A 23049-nucleotide genomic window follows, 5' to 3' on the forward strand; every position below is an offset into this window, starting at 1 on the left:
TTCCATATTCTCAGAAAAGATAGTTTTCGTTCCAAATCTTTCCCGCTATGCATGGTGCCGAAGACGCATATACGGCGAGGTATAGAGCAAATCCGGCGCGAATGCGTAGCGGTTTTGCGGCTGCATGCGCGTGGAAATGGAACCCCGGCAGATGGAGGAGGCGGCATGAAGGCCTTGGGAATAGGACTGATCGGTACCGGCTACATGGGCAAGTGCCATGCGCTTGCCTGGAACAATGTCAGCGCGGTCTTCGGCGACGTGGAGCGTCCGCGCCTCGTGCATCTGGCCGAGGCCAATGCGGAGCTTGCCGCCAGCCGCGCCCGCGAATTCGGCTTTGCCAGATCGACCGCCGACTGGCGCGATCTCCTCGCCGATCCCGAGGTCGACGTGATCTCGGTGACCACGCCGAACCAGTTCCACGCCGAGATGGCGATTGCCGCGCTGGAAGCGGGAAAACACGTCTGGTGCGAAAAGCCGATGGCGCCGGCGCTGGCCGATGCCGAGCGCATGCTCGCCGCCCAGCGCTCCTCCGGCAAGGTCGCGGTCATGGGCTACAACTATATCCAGAACCCGGTCATGCGGCACATCCGTTCCCTCATCGACGAGAGCGCGATCGGCACGGTCAACCATGTCCGCGTCGAGATGGACGAGGATTTCATGGCCGATCCGGAAGCGCCGTTCTACTGGAAGAGCGAGGCCGCTTCCGGTTACGGCGCGCTCGACGATTTCTCCGTTCACCCGCTTTCGCTGCTCTGGAGCCTGTTCGGCCATGTCGAGGCGGTGATCGCCTCGCTGGCAAAGCCCTATGCCGACCGCCCGCTGAAGGAGGGCGGCCGACGCGCCGTGGAGAACCACGACATCGCCAGCGTGCTGATGCGCCTTCCCGGCGGCATCTCCGGCGTGCTGATGGCCAACCGTTCCGCCTGGGGCCGCAAGGGCCGCATCGCGCTGCAGATCTACGGCTCGAAGGGCTCGATCCTCTTCGACCAGGAGCGCATGAACGAGTTCCAGCTCTATACGGTGGCGGGCCGCGCGAGCGAGCAGGGCTTTTCCACAATTCTGACGGCCCCGCATCACAAGCCCTATGACCGGTTCATTCCAGCCCCCGGCCACGGCCTCGGCTTTAACGATCTCAAGGTCATCGAATGCCGCGAGCTGATCGCCGCCATCGCCGGCATGGCCTCGCATTCCATCGATTTCAACCATGGCCTGCGCATCGAGAAATCGGTGCACGCCATGGCGCAATCTTTCCGCGAGGGCCGCTGGGTCGAGATCGCCGCCGCATGACGTTCTCGCCGGCCGGGTCAAAAAAATCCGGCCGGCCGCACATTGAAACGGCAGGGGCCATACGTAATACTCTCGGCAATAATGCCGGAGGGAAGGGCATGATCAAGCAAATGCAGAGACGCTGGGCGCCGGTCCTCTTCGTCTCGGTTGCCGTCGTCGTGTTCAATGCGGGCGCCGCAGAGGCGAAACGCGTTGCACTGCTGATAGGCAATCAGAAATACGAAGAGACCGCCCAGCTCAACAACCCTGCGAACGATGTCGAGCTGATGCGCGCCTCGTTCGAAAACGCAGGTTTCGATTCCGTCAAGACCGTCCACGATCTCGACCGCGCCGCCATGGTGAAGGCGCTGCGCGAGTTCGAGGACGATTCGATGGATGCCGAAATGGCGGTGGTCTACTATTCCGGCCACGCCATGGAGATGAACGGGGTCAACTACCTCATCCCCGTCGACGCGGCGCTGAGGAGCGACCGCGACGTCGAGGACGAGAGCGTCGCCATCGACCGCGTGCAGCGCTCGCTGGAAGGCGCCAAGAGGCTGAAGCTCTTCATCCTCGATGCCTGCCGCAACAACCCGTTCTCCGCCTCGATGACACGGTCGATCGGCACGCGCGCCGTCACGCGCGGCCTTGCCCGCGTCGAGCCGGAATCGGCCGACACGCTGATCGCCTTCGCCTCGAAGGCCGGCACCGTGGCGCTGGACGGCGAGGGCAGGAACAGCCCGTTCGCCTCCGCCCTGTCGAAATACCTGACGGAGCCCGGCCTCGACGTGCGCATCGCGCTCGGCAAGGTGCGCGACGAGGTGGTGGAAGTCACCAACCGCGAGCAGGAGCCCTTCGTCTACGGTTCGCTCGGCGGCGCGCAGATCTTCCTGAACATCAAGGAAGTGAACATCAACGTCAACAACAGCGGCAACACGCAGGAAATCTCGCCGAACGGCCAGTCGGAAGCGGCCGCCGACTGGCAGAACATCCGCGACCTCGCCGACGAGGACCTGATCAACGCCTTCATCGAGAAGCACGGCAAGGATCCGGTCTACAAGATGCTGGCGGAAAAGAAGCTCGCCAGCCTCAAGGAAGCCACCCAGAACGACGGGCAGGATGCAGCCGGCATCGCATGGGAGGCCCTGAAGGGCTCGACCGACGCGGCCGCGCTCCAGCGCTTCATCGAGCGCTATCCGGACAGCCAGCACCGCAGCGATGCCGAACAGCTCATCGCCGCGCTGGAGCCCAAGAAGGGCCTCAGCGTCGACGTCACCGGCAAGGAGACGCCGGCCTCGCGCGACTGCTTCCTGCTTGCCGGCGAGCCGCAGTCGCTGCCCGGCTTCATGGGCGTCAACTTCCTGAAGATCGATGCCAAGCGGGCGCTCACCGCCTGCGCGCAGGCCGTCAACGAGAACCCGTCCGACGGCATGCTCGTCAACCTGCTCGGCCGCGCGCACGACGCCGACCGCAACTATGTCGAAGCCCGCCGCAACTACGAGAAGGCGATCGAGCTCGGCAACATGTACGCCCTGACGAACCTTGCCTGGTTCTCCGTCTACGGCACGGATGGCCCGGTCGATGTCGCCAAGGGCCTGTCGATGTTCGAGAAGGCCTCGATCGCCGGCAACTCCTATGCCCAGGCCTCGCTCGGCTGGCTCTACCGCGAAGGCTACGGCGGCACGCGCCAGGACTACAACGAGGCGGTGAAGTGGTACCAGCAGTCGGCCAACCAGGGCTATGCCAACGCCATGGCGACCATGGGCTGGTTCTACCGCGAAGGCCTCGGCGTCTCGCAGGATTACGTCCAGTCGCTCAACTGGTATCGCAAGGCGGCCGATGCGGGCGATGCCAATGCCATGTCCTCGCTCGGCTGGGCCTACCAGAACGGCCTCGGCACGGCGCAGAACTACGCGGAGGCCAAGGTCTGGTACGAGAAGGCCGCCAATATCGGCGATTCCTACTCGATGGCCTCGCTCGCCTGGCTCTATGACGTCGGCAACGGCGTGAAGCAGGACTATGTCGAAGCCCGCTACTGGTACGAGAAGGCCGCCAATGCCGGCAGCGCCTATGCCATGGGCAACCTGTCGCGCCTCTACGACCAGGGTCTCGGCACGCCGGCCGACGCCAAGGAAGCCGTCCGCTGGGCGGCTGCCTCGGTCGAAAGCGGCGATGCCAACAAGCTGAAGGAGCTCAAGGACAATCCGGGCAACTTCACGGTCGCCTTCCGCAAGGAGATGCAGAACCTCCTGAAGGAACGCGGCTACTACAGCGGTTCGGCCGATGGCGAGTTCGGCGCGGCGACGCTCGCCGCCATCGACAAGCTCGCAACGGGCCGCAACGACAGCACCACCACCTCGCTGACGAACAGCAACACGACCACCACCGACAACAGCCAGTCGACGGTGACCCTCGGCGGTTCGGATGCCGACCAGTGCTATGAACTCGCCGGCGAACCGAACCTGCGCCCGGGCTTCCTCGGCAAGCTCTTCGCGCAGATCGACTACGGCCGCGCGATCCCGGTCTGCGAGGCGGCGCTCAACGCCAATCCGTCGGACAACTCGATCCGCAACATGCTGGGCCGCGCCCACGACGCGGCACGCAACTTCCCGAAGGCGCGCGAGCTGTACCAGAAGGCCGCCGACGAGGGGAACCTCTACGCGCTGACCAACCTTGCCTGGTACTCGATTTACGGCACGGATGGCCCGGTCGACATGGCCAAGGGCACCCGCATGTTCGAGCAGGCCTCGAATGCCGGCAATCCCTATGCCCAGGCCTCGCTCGGCTGGCTCTACCGCGAAGGCTACAACGGCACGCGCAAGGACTATGACGAGGCCATCAAGTGGTATCGCAAGGCCGCCGAGCAGGGCTATGCCAATGCGCAGGCCACGATGGGCTGGTTCTACCGCGAGGGCCTCGGCACGGCACGCGACTACAATGCCTCGCTCGACTGGTACCTGAAGGGTGCCGAGGGCGGCGACGTCAACGCCATGTCCTCCGTCGGCTATGCCTACCAGTCCGGCCTCGGCGTCGCGGTCGATTATGTCGAGGCGCGCAAGTGGTACGAGAAGGCCGCGGCCTTCAACGACTACTATTCGATGGCCTCGATCGGCTGGCTCTACGACGTCGGCAACGGCGTGAAGCAGGACTATGCCGAGGCCCGCAACTGGTACGAAAAGGCGGCGAACGGTGGCAACACCTATGCCATGGGCAATCTCTCCCGCCTCTACGACCAGGGCCTCGGCACGCGCGCCAACGCCAAGGAGGCCGCCCGCTGGGCCGCCGCCAGCGTCGAGGGCGGCGATCAGGGCAAGCTGCAGGAACTCAAGGGCTCGCCGGCGAACTTCACGCCGCAGTTCCGCAAGGAGTTCCAGCAGATCCTCAAGGATCGTGGCTACTATAGCGGCCCGATCGACGGCGACTTCGGCACCTCGACGCAGAACGCGATCGACCGCCTGGCCGCCCGAACCTGAGGCGTGTCCCGCCGAAGCGGCAACGCTTCGGCGGCGGACAGACAAGGTGCCAGCGCAATTCCGGTGGACCGGATTCAGAACCGCCAGCGACCAGAAAGGTCGCTGGCGGTTCTCGTTTTGTGGGGAAAAGTCCATGAAGGCCGAAACGGCGCGTCGGATTGCCCTGTCCCGGCGTGAAGGCCGGGTTGCCGCAGGGCGCCATGTCGTCGCCTGTCCGAAGATCTGATTCGGCGGGCCTGGCCGCGGCTGACCCTGCCCGAACGGCACGCCGCGCGCTTTTTCACAAGGATTACAACGAGAAATGCCGCACGCGTTGCTGGCGCGTGCGGCATGACAAGCTCGGAGGCGCCCCCTGGTGCCGGGGGCGGAGCTTAGAGCAGGAAGTCGCTCGAATAGTAGCGCGTGAGGCCGGCGTCAATCTCGAAATCGGCGCGGCCGTCGCCGTCCACGTCGCCGGAGATGATCGTGCCCGAGTAGCGCAGTTCCCCTGCGGTGCCGGAGAAGGCATCCTTGCCGATGAAGGTGAAGGCGTTGTTGCCGCCCCGGCCCGTATCGGCGTCGATGTCGCGCAGGTCGATGACGTCGCCCTGGCTCTCCGGCTTGAAGTCGTCGATCACGTCGCGCTGCGAGCCGACCTTGCTGTCGGAGGTGCGCACGAAGCGGAACGTATCGGCACCGGAGCCGCCGACAAGGAAGTCGTTGCCGCTGCCGCCGACCAGGAGGTCGTTGCCCGCGCCGCCGACGAGGTCGTCGTTGCCGGAGCCGCCGTAGAGCCGGTCGTTGCCGCCGCCGCCGTAAAGGTCGTCATTGCCGTTGTCGCCGTAGAGGACGTCCTTGCCGGAGCCGCCATAGAGCTTGTCGTTGCCGCCGAGCCCTTCCAGCTGGTCGTTGCCGTTGCCGCCGCGCAGCGTGTTGTTGCCGCCGGTGCCGATCAGCGTGTCGTTGGCGCGGGTGCCCGTGGCGTTCTCGATGCTGCTCAGCTTCTCGGTGCGCCCTTCGACGGCCTTCGCAAAGCCCTTGTCAAGGTCGACATAGATGCCGCGGCCCCTCTCGCTGGAGGAATCCTGCAGCGAGTAGTTGATCGTGTCGTTGCCGGAGCCGCCGTTGAACGAGTTGCGGTAGCCGACCGAATAGAAGGTGTCGTTGCCGCTGTCGCCCTTGTAGACGCTGGCGAGCGTCTTCACCTCGAACCGGTCATTGCCGTCGCCGCCGCGGACGATGTCGTATTCGCCGCTGGCCTTGGCCGAGCCGTCGTGCTTGTAGACGTCGTTGCCGGAGCCCAGGAAGATGTCGTTGCCGCCCTCGAAACTGTTGCGCACGAGATCGTTGCCGCTGCCGGCTTCGACATAGTTGAGGCCGCCCCGGCTGTCGGTCCGGTTCAGAACGATTTCGTCATCGCCGCCATAGGTGTAGATCTCGACCTCGGTGCGCGAGTTCTGGACGACGTAGTCGTCTCCGTTCGTGCCCTTGTATACATAGGCCATGTCCTCGTTCCTTTCTGCAACCATGTGCTGTTGTCCGACTTCTAGCGCCGGCAAGCTGAACCGCTGTTGAACAAAGTGGGGAGGCAGAAGGCATTTTCGAGGCCGGCCGGCAAAAATTCCGCAGGCGGAAGCGGGGAGGGCGCAGTCGCGGTTCCGGCCCGAAGGCGCGGCACCGTCATCAAAATGTGGGTGAAAACCAAAAAAGCCTTGCAATCGCAAGCGCTGCCGCATAGTGAGACCGCGAGCGGAGAGGTGGCCGAGTGGTCGAAGGCGCTCCCCTGCTAAGGGAGTATACCGGAAACGGTATCGAGGGTTCGAATCCCTTCTTCTCCGCCAGTTCCTTGTGCTTCGGCAAGGCTCCCAGACACGTCCGGAAAATCGTCAGCCTGCCTTGCGGCGTGCCGCGCGTTCCAGAATGGGCACGCAGATGTCCAGGTCGCTGGAGGCGAGATGCGCGTAGCGCATGGTCATCTGCAGGGTCTGGTGGCCCAGCCAGGTCTGGACGCGTCTGATATCGATGCCGCCCTGGACAAGCCGTGAAGCGCAGGTGTGGCGCAGGATATGCGGCACGACGTCGGGATCCGTGCCCAGTCCCACCGTCTGCTTCGCCTCGTTCCAGGCCGCGCGGAATTTTGGCTGGGCGATGCCCGCGAAGGGGCCGCGTTTTCGCCTGTCCGACGCGTGGATGGCGGCGGCCGCGCGTTCGGTAAGCGGCACGGAACGGCTTTTCCCGCTCTTGGTCAGCCAGAAGGTGACGCGCTCGCCCTGGATGTCCTGCCATCGAAGGCCGATGCCTTCGCCAAGACGTGCGCCGGTATCGACGAGGAAGATGCAGAGGCGACCGTAAAGATCGGATATTTCAAGGATCCTTGCAAAAAGCCGCGCCTCCTCGTCGGGATCGAGAAAGCGGATACGGCCAGCCTTTTCCCGCTGGCGCTTGAATTCCGGGAGGCTCTCGATGTCGCCCATCCGGTATGCCTTGCGCAGCAGCTTGCTGAGCGCGGCCATCTTCCGGTTGATCGTGGCATTGCTGTTGCCGCGCTTGCGCAACGCCGCGATCAGGCTGTCCACCATCTCGTCGGTGAAATCCGTAAAGGTTGTGCCGAGAAGGATTTCGTCGAGCTCCCCGACGAAGGACAGGACATTATATTTGTGAGATCCCGGCTCCCAAAGCACGTCGCTATAGCGATCAAGCAGCCAGCGCAATGTAACACGCTTTGATATTTTTGGCTGAATTAATGAAGAAAAATTATAGTTCAGGTTGTAGTTGCCAAAATTTGGGGCAACTTTTTGCATTTGGGGACCCCGCGGCGCATGCATCGCGCAGTGGTTGCACAAAATGATTGCTGGATTCCTGCCAAAACATCCCCTAAATTAGCAGAAAGCAAAAACCCGGCTTGCAGCCGGGTTTTCTGTTTTCGGTCGCTATTCTATCAGAACGAGCGCTGCAGGCGGACGAAGCCGGACCAGTCGTCCATGCCGCTCTTCTTGCCGTCGAAGCGCGGGCCATCGACGTCGGTGTACTGCAGGCTGACCTTGGCGGTCAGGTCGGTCACGATCGTGTAGTCGAGCGTGACGCCGGCGCGCCATGCATCGCGGTCGCCGACATAGTCGCCGCTCAGATCGTAGTCGATCGTGCCCCAGTACTGGAAGCCGGGGGTGATGGCCAGCTTGTCGGTCAGGTTTGCCTTGTACGAGGCAGCGACCGACCATTCGGAAGCGTCCCAGTAACGGTTTGCGCCCGACGACCAGACGGCTGCGCCCTGCAGGGTGCCCGGGCCGACGTCAACGGAGACGAGGCCGCGGATGTTGCCGTTTTCGGCGTCGAAGTCGTAGGAGCCGAGCAGGTCAGCGCTGACGGCGCCGAACGAGCCGGTTACAACGCCCGAGATGCCGAGGTTGTCGGAGAACTCCGACCAGGTGTTGGTTGCGAAGGTCTCGAGCGAAGCCGTGGCGGAGAAGGCGCCGCCTTCGTACTTGTACGAGATGGCGTTCAGCAGCGTGTTGCCGCCGATGACGTTCAGGAAGCCGCCGTCGAGAGCGTCGGTTTCGCCGTTGATGCCCTTATCCCACTCCGTGTAGAAGTAGCCGGCCTTGAAGCCGCCGAGCTGGATCCATGCGCCGTCCAGGAAGGTGTCGGCACCAGAGTCGCTCTGGAGGTCGATGTGGCCGGTCAGCGTGCCGAGCTCGGTGTCGCTCTTGGCGTCGATGGAGAGATAACCACGGGTATTGGTCTTGTAAGCAGCGTCATTCGTCAGCCAGGCGCCGGTGGAGCCGCTGCGGCCATGCTCGGCGAAGTCAACCTGGAAACGGACGTAGCCGCTGATCTGCAGGCAGGTTTCGGTGCCCGGAATGTAGAAGTAACCCGTGCCGAATGCGTCGCAAACGCGAACGTATTCCATCGGCTCCGGCTCGGCGGCAACGATAGCGTCGGCGGCCTGAGCGCCGGAGACTGCTGCGAGAGCAGCAGCGGAGCCGATGAGAAGGCTCTTGATGTTCATTTTCTGACCTCCAGTCAGAAAAAGCAGCATCGCGCGCCGCCGGCCCCTGGCGTGCCGGGGGCAGGCCTCTTTTCTGCGTGCTGAAATGCGTCCTGCTCGACATTATATATATGACGGGCCGGCGACATCCCGTCGCCGGCGTGAACGAAGGCCGTTTCGTTCGCCGCGCGCGCCCTGTCCATATCCTCGTAAAGTCCGCCGCCTGATTCTCCCGAACCACCCCCGAAACGGGCCGTGCCGATTCCCGTTTCCGGTCCTGCCGGGGCGTTGACGATGGGGAGCGACAGCGGGAAAAATGCCCGTCCGCCACGTTAAAGCGCAGGCTTCGCCCTCTTTTTGCCCGGTCTATGGCGGGAGGATTCGGAAAAACCGCCCGGCTAAGTGCCCGCTTCATAAGGCCTTTTGTTAAGGATCCATAAACTTTTAGCGATCTGCCCCGCCATTTTGTGTCCTTTCCGCAACAGCGCGGGGCGAAGGCTGACACAAACCCTGCCTCCTTTCAGTTTGGAGATTGCTTACGGAGGCGCGTCTTGTATTTTCACCTTCGGAAGCAGGGGCGGTTGATCGTCCGCTTCCTGAACTTGGGGATGGGGCAGGGAACGCTGTCCTTCAGCAAAAAACCCAGACCCGTTTGAAACTTTTTGACTGGAGGTCAGAAAATGAACATCAAGAGCCTTCTCATCGGCTCCGCTGCTGCTCTCGCAGCAGTCTCCGGCGCTCAGGCCGCCGACGCTATCGTTGCCGCCGAGCCGGAGCCGATGGAATACGTTCGCGTTTGCGACGCATTCGGCACGGGTTACTTCTACATTCCGGGCACCGAAACCTGCCTGCAGATCAGCGGCTACGTCCGTTTCCAGGTTGACTTCGCTGAAAACGCTGTCGGCAACGACGCTGGCTACCGCGTTGGTACGCGTGGTTACATCTCGCTCGACGCCAAGAGCGACACCGAGCTCGGCACGCTGACCGGCCACATCGACCTTCAGGCTGACTCCCACCAGGACACCTTCCTGGACGGCGCATGGATCCAGCTCGGCGGCTTCAAGGCCGGCTACTTCTACACGGAGTGGGATAAGGGCATCAACGGCGAAACCGACGCTCTCGACGGCGGCTTCCTGAACGTCATCGGCGGCAACACGCTGCTGAACGCCATCTCGTACAAGTACGAAGGCGGCGCCTTCTCCGCTACGGTCGCTCTCGAATCGTTCGCCAACAAGGCTTGGTCGCGCTTCGAAGACAACCTCGGCATCTCGGGCGTTGTCACCGGCTCGTTCGGCGCCGTCAGCGCTGACCTGCTCGGCTCCTACGACTTCGACGCCGAAAACGGCAACATCCGCGGCCTCATCTCCGCTGACGTCGGCCCGGGCACCCTGCAGGGCGCAGCCGTCTGGTCGTCGGGCGCAAACCGTTACTGGGACGCTTCCGAATGGTCGGTCGCTGCCTCGTACAAGGCTAACCTGACCGACAAGCTGGCCATCACCCCCGGCTTCCAGTACTGGGGCACGATCGACTACGATCTGAGCGGCGACTATGTCGGCGACCGCGACGCATGGCGCGCCGGCGTCACGCTCGACTACACGATCGTGACCGACCTGACCGCCAAGGTCAGCCTGCAGTACACCGACGTCGACGGCCCGCGCGGCGGTGCCAAGGGCGGCCAGGACGACTGGTCCGGCTTCGTCCGCCTGCAGCGTTCGTTCTAATCTGATCTGACCTCTGTCAGTGATGGGAGACCCGGCTTTCGAGCCGGGTCTTTTCGTTTTGGAGCGCCCCTCGGACCGCGCATTGCGGGAGGCGCGGGCGGAACACGGGGGTATGGCGCGGGGTTCAGCCGTCCAGGCCGGCGAGGAACGCCTCGACCGACGGGAAGACGTCGGCATGGTGCAGGAGCGGGGCATGCCCCTGTCCCGGCGCGGTCACCGTGCGGACGGTGGCGGCATGGGCCGCCATGCGGGCGAGCGTCTGCCGGGAAAACAGCCGGGACTGTTCGCCGCGCACCACGAGCAGCGGCTTTTGCGCCAGCAGCTCGAATTGCGGCCAGAGCGTCGGAAGCGGCTTTGAAAAGTCGATGGCCTGCAGCTGGTCCGTCAGCCCGGGATCGAAGTCGGCGACGATCCGGCCGTCCCGCTCGGCATAGATCGCTTCGGCCATGTCGTGCCAGTCGGCGTCCGAAAGGGCAGGGAAGGTGGCGCCGTGCAGCGCCCTCAGCCCCTCGGCCGCCGCCGCGAAACTGGCGGGAAAGGTCGCGCGGGAAAGATAGTCGCGAATCTCCTCGAGGCCGTCCGCCTCGATTTCCGGTCCGATATCGTTGAGGATCGCGCCCGCAATGCAGTCGGGCCGCACGGCCGCCATGACATGCAGGATCAGCCCGCCGCGCGAGGTCCCCGCAAAAAGCGCGCGGGTGAGGCCGAAGGCGGACAGGGCGGTGAGGACGTCCCGGCATTCCACCGCGACAGTGTAGTTGGCCGCATTGCCGTCATGGGCCGAAAGCCCGCGCCCGCGGTAATCGAGCGCGATGACGCGGCGCGGGGCGGCGGGATCCTGCGCGAGGCGCAAGGCGAGCGGGTGGAAGTCGCGCCCGTTGCGGCTGAGGCCGGGCAGGCAGACGAGCGGCAGCCGGCCGTCGGCCGCGGCTGGTGCGTAATCGCGGGCATGCAGCATCAGTCCGTCTTCGGCTGGGAAGAAGCGGCTTTCGAATCCGTCCATGTCTGTGCATCCGCCTGACTGTTGGGGAAGGACGTTCGGGCCGGGACACTCCGAACGGGTAGGGACGGCCAGCCTAGAGCAATTCCGGCAAAAGTGCGAAGCGGTTTTGCGTTCGCATATATTGTGAAAGGCCGGGCGCGCGATCCGGGGGAAGCGGAAACGCTCCGGCGGGGAGCAGGGCCGCCTCAGCGGCCGACGCTGAGATCGTGCACGATATCGGCCTTCTGGCCAAGACGGGTCTTGTAGACCTGGTAGTTCTCCATCACGCGCTGCACGTAGCTGCGGGTTTCGGAGAAGGGGATGCGCTCGATCCAGTCGACGACCTCGTCGATCGGCTTGCCGCGCGGGTCGCCATAGCGGGCGATCCACTGCGGCACGCGGCGGGGACCCGCATTGTAGGCAATGAAGGTCAGCACATAGGAGCCGCCGAAATCGCTGATCTGCTCGCCGAGATAGTGGGCGCCGAGAGTGGCGTTGTAGGCGGCGTCCGTCGTCAGCCGCTCCTTGGAATAGGCAAGGCCATAGCGTTTCGCCACGCCCTGCGCCGTGCCAGGCATGAGCTGCAGCAGGCCCTGCGCATTGGCGGGAGAGACGGCAGCCGGGTTGAAGGCGCTTTCCTGCCGGGCGATGGCATAGGCGAGCGCCTTGCCGGAACCGGCAATGTCGGCATCGTCGGGAATGACGCCGATCGGGAAGGCCAGCGCCGCCACATCGATGCCGCGCCCGAAGGCGATCTTGCCGATCTGCAGCGAGAGCTGGTGGTTGCCACCCTTCTCGGCCTGCGCGGCGAGAAGCGCGAGCTCGCCAGGGCTCATCAGCTCGCCGGCGAGCGCCCGGTAGAGGCTGTCGCCGCGCCAGCCGTGCCCGGCCGCCTGCAGGCGGGCGATCGCCTGCACGGCCTCGCGCTGGTTGAAGCGGGCGCGTTCCTCCTCGGTCGGCTTCGGATAGGCGACGTTCAACGCCGTGCGGCCGAGCCGCGCGGCGGCGAGCTGGCCGTAGAAGGTGCCGGAGAAGTTCGCCGCCTTGGCGAAATAGTCCTTTGCCTCCTTCGGATTGCCCTTTTCCGCCGTCCGTCCCAGCCAGTACCAGGCGCGGGAGACGGAGAGCGGCCGGTCGGAGGCCTGCAGGATGCGCCGGAAATGGCCGGCCGCGGTCTTCGGGTCGTCGAGATCGCGCAGCGCATACCAGCCGGCATGGAACTCCGCCTCGACGATATCCGTCGGGTCGTCCGCGCCGTGGCGGGCCGCGACGCGATAGGCATCGCGAAAGTCGCCGAGATCGGCAAGGCCGCGGCTGACGATGCGCTGCTCGTTCCACCAGGCGCCGGGATTGACCAGCCGCGCCGGATCCTCCGGCATGGCGGAGAAGAGCTTTCCGGCTGCGCGGTATTCCTCGTTGTTGCGCAGATGGCGGATGCGCAGGAACGTATAGGCGGGGTCCTTCTGCCAGCTCGCATCGACGGCCTTGATCAGGGTGCCGGCCGTCTTGTTCTTGCGAATGACCGCCGCCCAGGCGCGATAGAGCGACTGCGCCTTGCCGAGATCGCCGAACCGCTGCGCCTGGTCGACGCGGTCGCGATAGAGCAGCATCTCCATGCGCATCTTGTGGTCGGCGACGGTCAAGAGCGCGCCGAATTCGCCGAGGATCCTGCTTTCGAGTTCCTTGGAAAGCGTTTCCTTCTGCCAGAAGGACCGCAGGACCTCGCCGGCGCGCACCGCATTGCCGGTCGCGACGAGCGCGCGGCAGAGCGCGACCGCGCCTTCCGCCGTTTCCGGGCGGGTCGTGCCGAAGGCGGCGAGCACATCGGCCGCCGGCGGATTTTCACGGGAAAGCGCCCGCTCGGAATTGGCACGCAGCGCCTTCAGGCCCGGCCAGCCCTTCAGCTCCTTCTGGGCGGCGGCGATCTCCCAGGACGGAACGCCCCGCTGGCCGGAGACGGCGATCGCCCAGGTCAGGATATGCCGGTCGAGGCTGTCGGGCGGCAGGCGGTTGCGCGCTGCAATGGCAAGGGCCGCATCGCGATTGGAAAGCGCGTCGAGCCCCTCGCGCAGCTCCGCGCTCGCCGGCTGCAGGCTGTCCGTGCGCGGAATGGCACTGGTGATGATGTCCTTCGACGGCATGTCCGCGGCAAAGCCGAGCGGCTTTATCACCGGCACCGTGGTGTTTTCCGCCTCGACCGGCGAAGAGCGCAGCGCAAGGCCGGCCGCACCGGCAAGCAGCAAGGCACAAAGGATGAAACTGTTTCTCGAGATCATGCTACATCCCGGATGCCTGACCGGCGGCGCGTCCAGAACGTCATTTTCCGCCGGAACCTTGACAATCAATTAACCCTTTGTTGCCTTAACGAAGCCTTAACCGCAGCCCTCACTAAGCCGTGAAAGGGCCTGCTTTCCAAGCGACGGATCAGGGGAAGCGAATATTCGCGCATCCGCCGCCCTTCCGCCTTGATCATGCATGAAAAACGCCCGTCGCGCCGCTTGCCGCAGGACTGTCACATGATTATTGTGCGGGCGTTTTTAACCACGGAATACGGCCAAAGCATGTAAGCCCAAGGGCGGCTCTGGCCTCAGGAGTTCTCGATGTTCAAGGGATCCATTCCCGCTCTCGTCACCCCGTTCACCGATGCCGGCGCCGTCGATGAAGACGCCTTCGCCGCGCATGTCGAATGGCAGATCGGCGAAGGCAGCCACGGCCTCGTCCCGGTCGGCACCACCGGCGAATCGCCGACGCTGTCGCATGACGAGCACAAACGGGTGGTGGAACTCTGCATCAAGGTCTCGGCTGGCCGCGTGCCGGTGATCGCCGGTGCGGGCTCGAACAACACGAAGGAAGCGATCGACCTCGCCCAGCACGCCGAAAAGGCGGGCGCGGACGCCATCCTCGTCGTCACGCCCTATTACAACAAGCCGACGCAGAAGGGGCTCTTCACGCATTTCGCGGCGATCGCCGAAAGCGTGAAGCTGCCGATCGTCATCTATAACATTCCCGGCCGCTCGGTGGTCGACATGTCGCCCGAGACGATGGGTGCCCTCGCCAAGGCGTATGCCTCGATCGTCGGCGTCAAGGACGCGACCGGCAAGATCGAGCGCGTTTCCGAACAGCGCATCGCCTGCGGCAAGGATTTCGTCCAGCTTTCCGGCGAGGATGCCACCGCGCTCGGCTTCAACGCCCATGGCGGCGTGGGCTGCATTTCGGTGACGGCGAATGTCGCGCCGCGGCTCTGTGCGGAACTCCAGGTGGCGACGCTCGCCGGCGATTACGCCAGCGCGCTGGAATACCAGGACAAGCTGATGCCGCTGCACAAGGCGATCTTCCTCGAGCCGGGCCTGTGTGGCGCGAAATACGCGCTGAACCGCACGCGCGGCATGAACCGCACCGTCCGCTCGCCGCTGCTCTCCACGCTGGAGCCGGCCACGGAGGCAGCCATCGACGCGGCGCTGCGCCACGCCGGCCTGCTGAACTGACATGGCGACGAAAGCGCGTCCGACGACGGTCAAGAAGATTGTGGCGGAGAACCGCAAGGCCCGCTTCAACTACGAGATCATCGATACCTACGAAGCCGGTCTCGTCCTGACCGGCACGGAGGTCAAGTCGCTGCGCGAAGGCAAGGCGAACATCGCGGAATCCTATGCTTCGGACGAGGGCGGCGAGATCTGGCTGATCAATTCCTACCTGCCGGAATATCTCCAGGCCAACCGCTTCAACCACGAGACCCGCCGGCGGCGCAAGCTTCTGCTGTCCCGGCGGGAAATCCATCGCCTGCGCAACGCGATCAATCGCGAGGGCATGACGCTGGTGCCGCTCAAGATCTACTTCAACGATGTCGGCCGGGCAAAGCTCGAACTCGCGCTCGCCAAGGGCAAGAAGCTGCACGACAAGCGCGAGACCGAGAAGGAGCGCGACTGGAATCGCCAGAAGGGCCGCCTGCTGCGCGAGCGCGGCTGAGGCGCCCTTCCTCGCTTCTCTTCCTTAGAACTGGCTGTAAAGCTGCGCGATGACCGACTGGCGCGCAAGCTGCTCGCTGCCGGCATCCGCCGGCACGTCCGGCGAGGCGGCCGGGTTGACGCTCGGGGTGCGGGCCGTCAGGAAGCTCGACATCAGGCTGTTGAGGTCGTTGCTCTCGATGGCGAGGCGCGCGGTCGGGTTGCGGCTGTTGTTGGCGACCTGCTCGTCCGCTGCCGCCTGGGAGGGCGGCACGGCGTAGGCGGGCAGGGCGGAGATGCCCGGCAGCCCGTTCGGCGCATAGAGGAAGCTGAGGTCGCCGATCTCCCCGGCGATGTCGGACGGGGTCGAAACCTGGGTGACCGGCTGCGGCGCGGCAAGCGCGGCGAGGGCGGAGACCGCGGGGCGGGTTTCCGCCGCCATGGCCGGCGCGCGCATGTCGAGCGCGCTCGATGCTCCCCGGTAGCTGTTTGCCGAAAGCGATACTGCGTCCACCATTGTCCCGATGTCCCAATGCGAAATGGCTGTCCGATATCGGGAATAGCAGGGGAGTCTTGAAGAAGCTTGAGACCCCGCAAGGGAATTTAATTCAATGTTTAAGGAAAGCTTGAAAAGGCCGGTTTCCGGCGCTTTTCCCGCATCGGAGCATGCACGAAGTTGGGGAGGGGAGCCTCGCCCCGCCCACTGCCGTCAGTCATCCTCGGTCCGATCCGCTTGCCTCAGTCGCTGACGGTCTCCACCGGTTCGGTGGCGCGCTGCGGGCGTTCGGAAGGGTCGCGGCCGATCTCGGCCTTCAGCGAGCCGAGATCGATGAAGTAGTCGGCCTGGCGGCGCAGGTCGTCGGCGATCATCGGCGGCTGCGTCTGCATGGTCGAGACGACGGACACCTTGCGGCCCCGGCGCTGCAGCGCCTCGACGAGCGTGGTGAAATCGCCGTCGCCGGAGAAGATGACGAGGTGGTCGACGGTCTCGGACTGCTCCATCGCGTCGATGGCCAGCTCGATGTCCATGTTGCCCTTGATCTTGCGGCGGCCGAGCGAATCGGTGAATTCCTTGGCCGGCTTGGTGACGACCTTGTAGCCGTTATAGTCGAGCCAGTCGATCAGCGGGCGGATCGAAGAATATTCCTGGTCCTCGATGAGGGCGGTATAGTAATAGGCGCGCAGAAGATAGCCGCGCTTCTGGAAGGCCTTCAGGAGCTTTCTGTAATCGATGTCGAACCCGAGTGTCCTGGAAGCCGCATAGAGATTTGCACCGTCGATGAAGAGGGCGATTTTCTCGCGGGGGTCGAACATACTGCGAAATCCTTTTAAATAGAAGTTGATGTAAACGGTCGTGTTTTGGCCAAGTGCCGAGGTGGCCGGATGCACTATCCGGTTGAATTAACTGTTTTTCATATAATCTTCATTTAGGGCAGAGGGCCGGGCTTTCCAAGCAAATCTAGGTTGCGAAGGCGATTTTTCCGGCCGGTATCGTTTCAGCAAATTCAAGGGCTTCGGAATTGGGGAATAGTTCCCGCACTTTACCTCATTTGTCCGATCTTTCAGCTTTTTACTTCCCGTAACGTGAGGCACCAATCAGAAGTTATATGGGCTGCCTTACGACACGCGCGCCGGCGGCAAGGGGAAGGAAAAACTTGAATTTGCCTTCCATTGCCTGTATCGGGCATGCAAACTCCTGAAATTCATGACCGCAAAGGACAGGCAATGGCCCGTGTCACCGTTGAAGATTGCATTGACAAGGTAGACAACCGCTTCGAGCTGGTTCTTCTTGCAAGCCATCGCGCCCGCCTCATCTCGCAGGGCGCCGCCATCACCATCGACCGCGACAACGACAAGAACCCCGTCGTCGCACTGCGCGAGATCGCCGACGAGACGCTTTCGCCCGACGACCTCAAGGAAGACCTGATCCACTCGCTGCAGAAGCATGTGGAAGTGGACGAGCCCGAGCCCGACCCGGCAAGCCTGGTCGCCGATGCCGCGTCCGGCGTCGTCGCGATCGAAGAGGACGAGGACCAGCCGGAGACCATCGCCTTCGACCGCATGTCGGAAGAAGAGCTGCTGGCCGGCATCGAAGGCCTCGTGCCGCCGGAAAAGAGCGACGATTACTGATGCCGGGGCAGGCAGTAGGCAGTAGGCAGTAGGCATTTCGGCCCACAAGACGGCCGACATGCCAATCCCTATTGGCTATTGCCTAATTCCTATTGCCTATTTTTATATTGCGGATGCCGGTGCGCCCCTCTTAAGGTCGGGGCGCACTTTTTTTTGCCCCCGCGCGGCGGGGAGGGAGCCGACCGAGGATGATGCGTCAATATGAACTCGTCGAACGGGTTCAGAAATACAAGCCGGATGCCAACGAGGCCCTGCTGAACAAGGCCTATGTCTATGCCATGCAGAAGCACGGGCAGCAGAAGCGGGCGAGCGGCGATCCCTACATTTCGCATCCCCTCGAAGTCGCGGCCATTCTCACCGAGATGCGTCTGGACGAATCGACCATCGCCGTCGCCCTGCTGCACGACACGATCGAGGACACGAGCGCGACGCGCGCCGAGATCGACGAACTGTTCGGCGAGGACATCGGCGCCCTGGTCGAAGGCCTCACCAAGATCAAGAAGCTCGACCTCGTCTCCAAGAAGGCCAAGCAGGCGGAAAACCTGCGCAAGCTCCTGCTCGCCATTTCCGACGACGTGCGCGTGCTCCTGGTCAAGCTCGCCGACCGCCTGCACAACATGCGCACGCTCGATCACATGTCGCCGGAAAAGCGCGCCCGCATCTCCGAGGAGACGATGGACATCTATGCGCCGCTCGCCGGCCGCATGGGCATGCAGGACATGCGCGAGGAGCTGGAAAACCTCTCCTTCCGCCACATCAACCCGGAAGCCTTCGACACCGTCACCCGCAAGCTGGAGGACCTTTCCCGCCGCAACGAGGGCCTGATCCGCAAGATCGAGGACGAGCTGCGCGAACTGCTCGTGGTGAACGGCCTGCCGGACGCCCTCGTCAAGGGCCGGCAGAAGACGCCCTATTCGGTCTTCCGCAAGATGCAGTCGAAGTCGCTCTCCTTCGAGCAGCTTTCCGACGTCTATGCCTTCCGCATCCTCGTCGACGACATTCCCGCCTGTTACGCCGCGCTCGGCATCGTGCACACGCGCTGGCGCGTCGTGCCCGGCCGCTTCAAGGACTACATTTCGACGCCGAAGCAGAACGACTACCAGTCGATCCACACGACCATCGTCGGCCCGTCGCGCCAGCGCATCGAGCTGCAGATCCGCACCAAGCGCATGCACGAGATCGCCGAATACGGTATCGCCGCGCACTCGCTCTACAAGGACAAGGAAGTGGTGAACGGCGACGAGCGCACGCGCTCGCCCCGCTCCAACGCCTATGCCCTGCTGCGCCGGACGATCGAATCGCTCGCCGAAGGCGACAACCCGGAGGAATTCCTCGAGCACACCAAGCTCGAGCTCTTCCAGGACCAGGTGTTCACCTTCACCCCGAAGGGCCAGCTTATCACCCTGCCGCGCGGGGCGACGCCGATCGATTTCGCCTATGCGGTCCACACCAATATCGGCGATACCTGTGTCGGCGCCAAGATCAACGGCCGCATCATGCCGCTCGTCACCCGCCTCAGCAATGGCGACGAGGTGGAGATCATCCGCTCGGGCATCCAGGTGCCGCCGCCGGCCTGGGAGGAGATCGTCGTCACCGGCAAGGCGCGCGCCGCCATCCGCCGGGCCACCCGCGCCGCCGTGCGCAAGCAATATTCCGGCCTCGGCTACCGTATCCTGGAGCGCACCTTCGACCGTGCCGGCAAATCCTTCTCGCGCGACGGCCTGAAACCCGTGCTGCACCGTCTCGGCCAGAAGGATGTGGAAGACGCCATCGCCGCCGTCGGCCGCGGCGAGCTCTCTTCGCTCGACGTGCTGCGCGCCGTCTTCCCGGATTACCAGGACGAGCGCGTGACGGTGAAGCCGAGCTCGGACGACGGCTGGTTCAACATGCGCAGCGCCGCCGGCATGGTGTTCAAGCTGCCGGGCAAGGCGAAGACGACGCTGGAAGGGGGAGCGACCGAAACCGGCCCCGAGGCGCTGCCGATCCGCGGCCTCTCCGGCAATGCCGAGGTGCATTTCTCCGCCGGCGGCGCCGTGCCGGGCGATCGCATCGTCGGCATCATGGAGAAGGACAAGGGCATCACCATCTATCCGATCCAGTCGCCGGCCCTGCAGAAGTTCGACGACGAGCCCGAGCGCTGGATCGACGTGCGCTGGGACCTCGACGAGGCCAACAACACCCGCTTCATGGCGCGCATCATGATCAATGCGCTGAACGAGCCGGGCACGCTCGCGGAAGTCACCCAGACGATCGCCACCAGCGACGTCAATATCCGCTCCATGTCGATGGCGCGGGTGGCGGCGGATTTCACCGAGGTGCATATCGATCTGGAGGTCTGGGACCTGCGCCAGCTCAACCAGCTGATGGGCCAGCTCAAGGAACTTCAGTGCGTCTCGACGATCAGCCGCGTCTTTACCTGACGGTTCCTATGCAAAAATGTGGCATCCTGCCTTGAATAGGGCAGGTTTGCCCAAGATTTGACCAGTCATTATGCGCCTTTTGCATGGCTGTATTGGCATAGTGTCGCTGGTGCCTTTGGGGTGAAGATCCTATCTTCTGCGTCGGGAGGTCAAACCGAAAGAGGTTTACCAATGTTGAAGCAGATCAAGAATTTCACCCGCGCCCTGCGCATCCCGACCGCCGAAGACCGCGAACTGGCCTACCTCAACGGCGCCATCGACCGGATCGACCTGGAATACCGCCAGCGTCAGATCGACCGCGGCCTCTTCCGCAAGTCCTACTGAAGACAAGCCGGTACGTGTGGCGCATTCCGTGCGCCACGGCGACCGCCGCGTGGCGCCATACGGGCGCCATTGAAATGCCACTAACGGATCGGCTATGTCTGGGCCATGTTGTTCCGACGCCGAAAGAAGGCCGGCTGGCTTGACCGATTGCGCGAATTCTTCTGGCCGCGCAAGGGGTTCACGCGTCCCGCGCGCTACCTCGCCAAGCGGATCCTCCGCCTGTCCGCCTCGCCGCATGCCGTGGCTGCCGGTGTCGCCGCCGGCACTTTTTCCGCCTTCACGCCGCTCCTCGGCTTCCATGTGATCCTGGCGCTGGCGCTCGCCTATCTGATGGCCGGCAACCTGCTTGCCGCCGCGCTCGCCACCACCATCGCCAATCCGCTGACCATTCCGCTCATCGCGCTTGCGACCTTTCGCGTCGGAGAGGCGCTTCTCTGCATGAAGTCCGCCGAAATGGTGACGGCCGCCGAACTCTTTCACCGGCTGGAGCACCTGGAACTGTCCGAACTGTGGCAGCCGGTACTGAAGCCCATGCTGGCCGGCGCCGGCCTTCTCGGCATCGCGGCCGCCGCGCTCGCCTATGGCGTCACGCGCCTTGCCGTGCGCTCCTTCAAAGCCCGCCGCCATGCGCGCCTTCTCGAGCGCGCCGGCCTCGCGACGACCCATCCCGCCCTTTCCCGTGGAGACAAATCCCTATGATCATCGGCATCGGCAGCGACCTCATCGACATCCGCCGGGTGGAGAAGTCGCTGGAACGGTTCGGCGAGCGCTTCACCCAGCGCTGCTTCACCGAGATCGAGCGGGCGAAGTCCGACGGGCGCAGGAACCGCGCCGCCTCCTATGCCAAGCGCTTCGCCGCCAAGGAGGCCTGCTCCAAGGCGCTCGGCACGGGGCTGGCGCAAGGGGTGTTCTGGAGGGACATGGGCGTCGTCAACCTGCCGGGCGGCAAGCCGACCATGAAGCTCACCGGCGGCGCGCTGGAGCGGCTGGGGCGGCTTCTTCCCGAGGGCCACGAGGCGCGCATCCACATCACCATCACGGACGATTTTCCCCTGGCTCAAGCTTTCGTGATCATCGAGGCGCTGCCGGCCGGAACGCCGGGATAAGGGGCGCGGTTTGCTGACGAACCTCGCCCTACTCACCCACGTCATCCTCGGGCTTGACCCGAGGAACCGCGCGGCACCCGCGGCTGCGAATGACCGCGTCAAGCTTGACCATGACGGAGGAGGGGTTGGCGGCTTTTGCCGGCAGCGGGAGCTCGCACAACAGGCGCCAGCGTCTTTTTGACCGACACGATTTCCAACAGGCAACCTTTCCTCTATAGAGGGCCCCATGTTTGCAGATAAGGACAGATCCGGCGTGGCAGAGAAGACTGAGAAGGCCGAAAGCGGCCTGTGGGAAAACGTCAAGGTAATCATCCAGGCGCTGCTGCTCGCCGTCGTGATCCGCACCGTGCTTTTCCAGCCCTTCACCATCCCCTCCGGATCGATGATGCCGACCCTGCTCGTCGGCGATTATCTCTTCGTCAACAAGTTCTCCTACGGCTATTCGAAATATTCGCTGCCGTTCTCGCCGAACCTGTTCTCCGGCCGCATTTTCGCGAGCGAGCCGACGCGCGGCGACATCGTCGTCTTCCGTTTCCCGCCGAACCCCGACATCGACTACATCAAGCGCCTCGTCGGCCTGCCGGGCGACCGCATCCAGGTGCGCGACAGCGAGCTCTTCGTGAACGGCGTGCCGGTCAAGCGCGAGCACAACGGCTTCTTCCGCGCCGACGACCAGTACGACACCGGCGAGGACGTGCCGGTCTTCCGCGAGACCATGGACAACGGCGTCGCCTACGACACGCTGGACACGCGTCCCGGCACGGTCGGCGACAACACGCGCGAGTTCATCGTGCCGGAAGGCCACTATTTCATGATGGGCGACAACCGCGACAACTCGGCCGACAGCCGCTTCGACGTCGGCTTCGTTCCGGCTGAAAACCTGATCGGCCGCGCCAGCCTGATCTTCTTCTCGCTCGGCAACGACACGTCCTTCAGCGAAGTCTGGAAATGGCCGACGAACCTGCGCTGGGACCGCCTGTTCAAGGTCGTTGAATGAAGGGCGCCATTCCGCTGAACGACGTCAACCGCAAGGCTCTCGAAGAGCTGATCGGCTATGTCTTCACCGACAAGGATCGTCTCGACCGGGCGATCACCCATGCCAGCGCGCGCCCCGGCAAGGGCAGCAATTACGAGCGGCTGGAATTCCTCGGCGACCGCGTGCTGGGCCTGTGCGTCGCCGAAATGCTGTTCCGCACGTTTCGCGAGGCGAAGGAGGGCGAGCTTTCGGTCCGCCTGAACCAGCTCGTCAGCGCGGAAAGCTGTGCGGCGGTCTCCGACGATCTCGGCCTGCACCGCTTCATCCGCACCGGCGCGGACGTGAAGAAGCTCACCGGAAAAGCCATGCTGAATGTCAGGGCCGATGTGGTAGAGTCGCTGATCGCCGCGATCTATCTCGACGGCGGGCTGGAAGCGGCGCGCGGCTTCATCCTCTCCAACTGGGAGGGCAGGGCCGCCCGCGCGGAAGGCGCGCGGCGCGACGCCAAGACCGAATTGCAGGAATGGGCGCATGCCAGGTTCGGCGTGACGCCGAACTACCGGGTCGACGAGCGCTCGGGACCGGACCACGATCCCCGCTTCACCGTGACGGTGGAGATCCGGGGCGTCGCGCCGGAAACCGGCATCGACCGCTCGAAACGGGCCGCCGAACAGGTGGCCGCGACAAGGATTTTGGAACGCGAAGGCGTCTGGCCGAAGAGCCAAGCCGCGGATTGACGGATA

19 protein-coding genes and 1 tRNA gene are annotated in these 23049 nt (G+C 64.1%); 13 read left to right on the forward strand and 7 right to left on the reverse strand.

The annotated features are described in order from the left end of the window. Positions 1 to 165: 165 nt before the first annotated feature. Together AABF56_RS03405 and AABF56_RS03410 are read left to right on the forward strand one after the other, a co-directional pair. The gene (locus tag AABF56_RS03405; protein WP_272804922.1) at positions 166 to 1287 is read left to right on the forward strand and encodes a Gfo/Idh/MocA family protein; all 1122 of its coding nucleotides are present in this window, start codon (positions 166 to 168) and stop codon (positions 1285 to 1287) included. Positions 1288 to 1385: 98 nt separating this feature from the next. Beyond that, positions 1386 to 4739, forward strand: a complete 3354-nt coding sequence (locus tag AABF56_RS03410; protein WP_244770019.1) for a caspase family protein — start codon at positions 1386 to 1388, stop codon at positions 4737 to 4739. Positions 4740 to 5110: 371 nt separating this feature from the next. Here the strand turns inward: AABF56_RS03410 and AABF56_RS03415 are convergent, their stop codons facing one another. After that, on the reverse strand, positions 5111 to 6223 hold the full coding sequence (locus tag AABF56_RS03415; protein WP_272804923.1) for a calcium-binding protein: 1113 nt from the start codon (positions 6221 to 6223) through the stop codon (positions 5111 to 5113). 246 nt (positions 6224 to 6469) lie between these two features. Between AABF56_RS03415 and AABF56_RS03420 the strand changes: the two genes are divergently transcribed. Continuing rightward, positions 6470 to 6559, forward strand: a tRNA-Ser gene (locus tag AABF56_RS03420). A gap of 45 nt (positions 6560 to 6604) precedes the next feature. Here the strand turns inward: AABF56_RS03420 and AABF56_RS03425 are convergent. Together AABF56_RS03425 and AABF56_RS03430 are read right to left on the reverse strand one after the other, a co-directional pair. Beyond that, positions 6605 to 7543 carry a tyrosine-type recombinase/integrase gene (locus AABF56_RS03425; protein WP_272804924.1) on the reverse strand — a complete coding sequence of 313 codons (939 nt, stop codon included), beginning with the start codon at positions 7541 to 7543 and terminating at the stop codon, positions 6605 to 6607. Between the two features lie 113 nt (positions 7544 to 7656). Beyond that, positions 7657 to 8724 carry a porin gene (locus AABF56_RS03430; protein ID WP_272804925.1) on the reverse strand — a complete coding sequence of 356 codons (1068 nt, stop codon included), beginning with the start codon at positions 8722 to 8724 and terminating at the stop codon, positions 7657 to 7659. Positions 8725 to 9383: 659 nt separating this feature from the next. Between AABF56_RS03430 and AABF56_RS03435 the strand changes: the two genes are divergently transcribed. Continuing rightward, entirely contained in the window at positions 9384 to 10424 is a 1041-nt protein-coding gene (locus AABF56_RS03435) for a porin (protein WP_244770060.1), read from the forward strand. A 124-nt stretch (positions 10425 to 10548) separates the two neighbouring features. On the opposite strand, the gene AABF56_RS03440 is transcribed toward AABF56_RS03435, so the two are convergent. Continuing rightward, positions 10549 to 11427 (reverse strand): alpha/beta fold hydrolase, encoded by an 879-nt coding sequence (locus AABF56_RS03440; RefSeq protein ID WP_272804926.1) that lies wholly within the window; start codon positions 11425 to 11427, stop codon positions 10549 to 10551. A gap of 185 nt (positions 11428 to 11612) precedes the next feature. After that, the gene (locus AABF56_RS03445; protein WP_443021148.1) at positions 11613 to 13679 is read right to left on the reverse strand and encodes a lytic transglycosylase domain-containing protein; all 2067 of its coding nucleotides are present in this window, start codon (positions 13677 to 13679) and stop codon (positions 11613 to 11615) included. Positions 13680 to 14006: 327 nt separating this feature from the next. Between AABF56_RS03445 and dapA the strand changes: the two genes are divergently transcribed. Both dapA and smpB read left to right on the forward strand, forming a co-directional pair. After that, positions 14007 to 14891, forward strand: a complete 885-nt coding sequence (gene dapA, locus AABF56_RS03450) for a 4-hydroxy-tetrahydrodipicolinate synthase (RefSeq protein ID WP_272804928.1) — start codon at positions 14007 to 14009, stop codon at positions 14889 to 14891. A gap of 1 nt (position 14892) precedes the next feature. Continuing rightward, positions 14893 to 15372, forward strand: coding sequence for an SsrA-binding protein SmpB (gene smpB / locus AABF56_RS03455; protein ID WP_244770064.1), 480 nt, complete (start codon positions 14893 to 14895; stop codon positions 15370 to 15372). A gap of 24 nt (positions 15373 to 15396) precedes the next feature. On the opposite strand, the gene AABF56_RS03460 is transcribed toward smpB, so the two are convergent. Beyond that, complete coding sequence (locus AABF56_RS03460) at positions 15397 to 15867, reverse strand: hypothetical protein (RefSeq protein WP_272804929.1); 471 nt, start codon at positions 15865 to 15867, stop codon at positions 15397 to 15399. Between the two features lie 221 nt (positions 15868 to 16088). After that, the gene (locus tag AABF56_RS03465) at positions 16089 to 16664 is read right to left on the reverse strand and encodes a LabA-like NYN domain-containing protein (RefSeq protein WP_244770066.1); all 576 of its coding nucleotides are present in this window, start codon (positions 16662 to 16664) and stop codon (positions 16089 to 16091) included. Between the two features lie 411 nt (positions 16665 to 17075). Here AABF56_RS03465 and rpoZ point away from each other — a divergent pair, with 411 nt between their 5' ends. From rpoZ to rnc, 7 genes are all read left to right on the forward strand, one after another. Then, the gene (gene rpoZ / locus AABF56_RS03470; RefSeq protein ID WP_244770067.1) at positions 17076 to 17480 is read left to right on the forward strand and encodes a DNA-directed RNA polymerase subunit omega; all 405 of its coding nucleotides are present in this window, start codon (positions 17076 to 17078) and stop codon (positions 17478 to 17480) included. A 188-nt stretch (positions 17481 to 17668) separates the two neighbouring features. Next, a complete protein-coding gene (locus tag AABF56_RS03475; protein ID WP_272804930.1) occupies positions 17669 to 19900 on the forward strand; it encodes a RelA/SpoT family protein in 2232 nt (743 codons plus the stop codon). 171 nt (positions 19901 to 20071) lie between these two features. Further along, entirely contained in the window at positions 20072 to 20224 is a 153-nt protein-coding gene (locus AABF56_RS03480; RefSeq protein ID WP_244770069.1) for a DUF3563 family protein, read from the forward strand. A 105-nt stretch (positions 20225 to 20329) separates the two neighbouring features. Beyond that, positions 20330 to 20923, forward strand: a complete 594-nt coding sequence (locus AABF56_RS03485) for a DUF2062 domain-containing protein (protein ID WP_272804931.1) — start codon at positions 20330 to 20332, stop codon at positions 20921 to 20923. Beyond that, entirely contained in the window at positions 20920 to 21330 is a 411-nt protein-coding gene (gene acpS, locus AABF56_RS03490; RefSeq protein WP_272804932.1) for a holo-ACP synthase, read from the forward strand. Before AABF56_RS03485 ends, acpS begins: the two co-directional genes overlap by 4 nt. 226 nt (positions 21331 to 21556) lie before the next feature. Next, positions 21557 to 22327: a signal peptidase I gene (gene lepB, locus AABF56_RS03495; protein WP_280531173.1), complete on the forward strand. Its 771-nt coding sequence runs from the start codon at positions 21557 to 21559 to the stop codon at positions 22325 to 22327. Continuing rightward, positions 22324 to 23043 (forward strand): ribonuclease III, encoded by a 720-nt coding sequence (gene rnc / locus AABF56_RS03500; protein WP_244770073.1) that lies wholly within the window; start codon positions 22324 to 22326, stop codon positions 23041 to 23043. The genes lepB and rnc overlap by 4 nt, the downstream gene beginning before the upstream one ends. Positions 23044 to 23049: the final 6 nt, after the last annotated feature.

It is taken from the genome of Shinella sp. WSC3-e, assembly GCF_945994535.1.
Classification (GTDB): domain Bacteria; phylum Pseudomonadota; class Alphaproteobacteria; order Rhizobiales; family Rhizobiaceae; genus Shinella; species Shinella yambaruensis.

Coding starts and splice junctions, on each gene's coding strand:
- smpB (WP_244770064.1), top strand. CDS start 14,893: ATGGCGACGAAAGCGCGTCCGACGACGGTCAAGAAGATTGTGGCGGAG.
- AABF56_RS03465 (WP_244770066.1), bottom strand. CDS start 16,664: ATGTTCGACCCCCGCGAGAAAATCGCCCTCTTCATCGACGGTGCAAAT.
- AABF56_RS03440 (WP_272804926.1), bottom strand. CDS start 11,427: ATGGACGGATTCGAAAGCCGCTTCTTCCCAGCCGAAGACGGACTGATG.
- AABF56_RS03435 (WP_244770060.1), top strand. CDS start 9,384: ATGAACATCAAGAGCCTTCTCATCGGCTCCGCTGCTGCTCTCGCAGCA.
- rpoZ (WP_244770067.1), top strand. CDS start 17,076: ATGGCCCGTGTCACCGTTGAAGATTGCATTGACAAGGTAGACAACCGC.
- AABF56_RS03415 (WP_272804923.1), bottom strand. CDS start 6,223: ATGGCCTATGTATACAAGGGCACGAACGGAGACGACTACGTCGTCCAG.
- AABF56_RS03405 (WP_272804922.1), top strand. CDS start 166: ATGAAGGCCTTGGGAATAGGACTGATCGGTACCGGCTACATGGGCAAG.
- dapA (WP_272804928.1), top strand. CDS start 14,007: ATGTTCAAGGGATCCATTCCCGCTCTCGTCACCCCGTTCACCGATGCC.
- AABF56_RS03485 (WP_272804931.1), top strand. CDS start 20,330: ATGTTGTTCCGACGCCGAAAGAAGGCCGGCTGGCTTGACCGATTGCGC.
- AABF56_RS03410 (WP_244770019.1), top strand. CDS start 1,386: ATGATCAAGCAAATGCAGAGACGCTGGGCGCCGGTCCTCTTCGTCTCG.
- AABF56_RS03475 (WP_272804930.1), top strand. CDS start 17,669: ATGATGCGTCAATATGAACTCGTCGAACGGGTTCAGAAATACAAGCCG.
- AABF56_RS03460 (WP_272804929.1), bottom strand. CDS start 15,867: ATGGTGGACGCAGTATCGCTTTCGGCAAACAGCTACCGGGGAGCATCG.
- AABF56_RS03430 (WP_272804925.1), bottom strand. CDS start 8,724: ATGAACATCAAGAGCCTTCTCATCGGCTCCGCTGCTGCTCTCGCAGCA.
- lepB (WP_280531173.1), top strand. CDS start 21,557: ATGTTTGCAGATAAGGACAGATCCGGCGTGGCAGAGAAGACTGAGAAG.
- acpS (WP_272804932.1), top strand. CDS start 20,920: ATGATCATCGGCATCGGCAGCGACCTCATCGACATCCGCCGGGTGGAG.
- AABF56_RS03480 (WP_244770069.1), top strand. CDS start 20,072: ATGTTGAAGCAGATCAAGAATTTCACCCGCGCCCTGCGCATCCCGACC.
- rnc (WP_244770073.1), top strand. CDS start 22,324: ATGAAGGGCGCCATTCCGCTGAACGACGTCAACCGCAAGGCTCTCGAA.
- AABF56_RS03425 (WP_272804924.1), bottom strand. CDS start 7,543: ATGCATGCGCCGCGGGGTCCCCAAATGCAAAAAGTTGCCCCAAATTTT.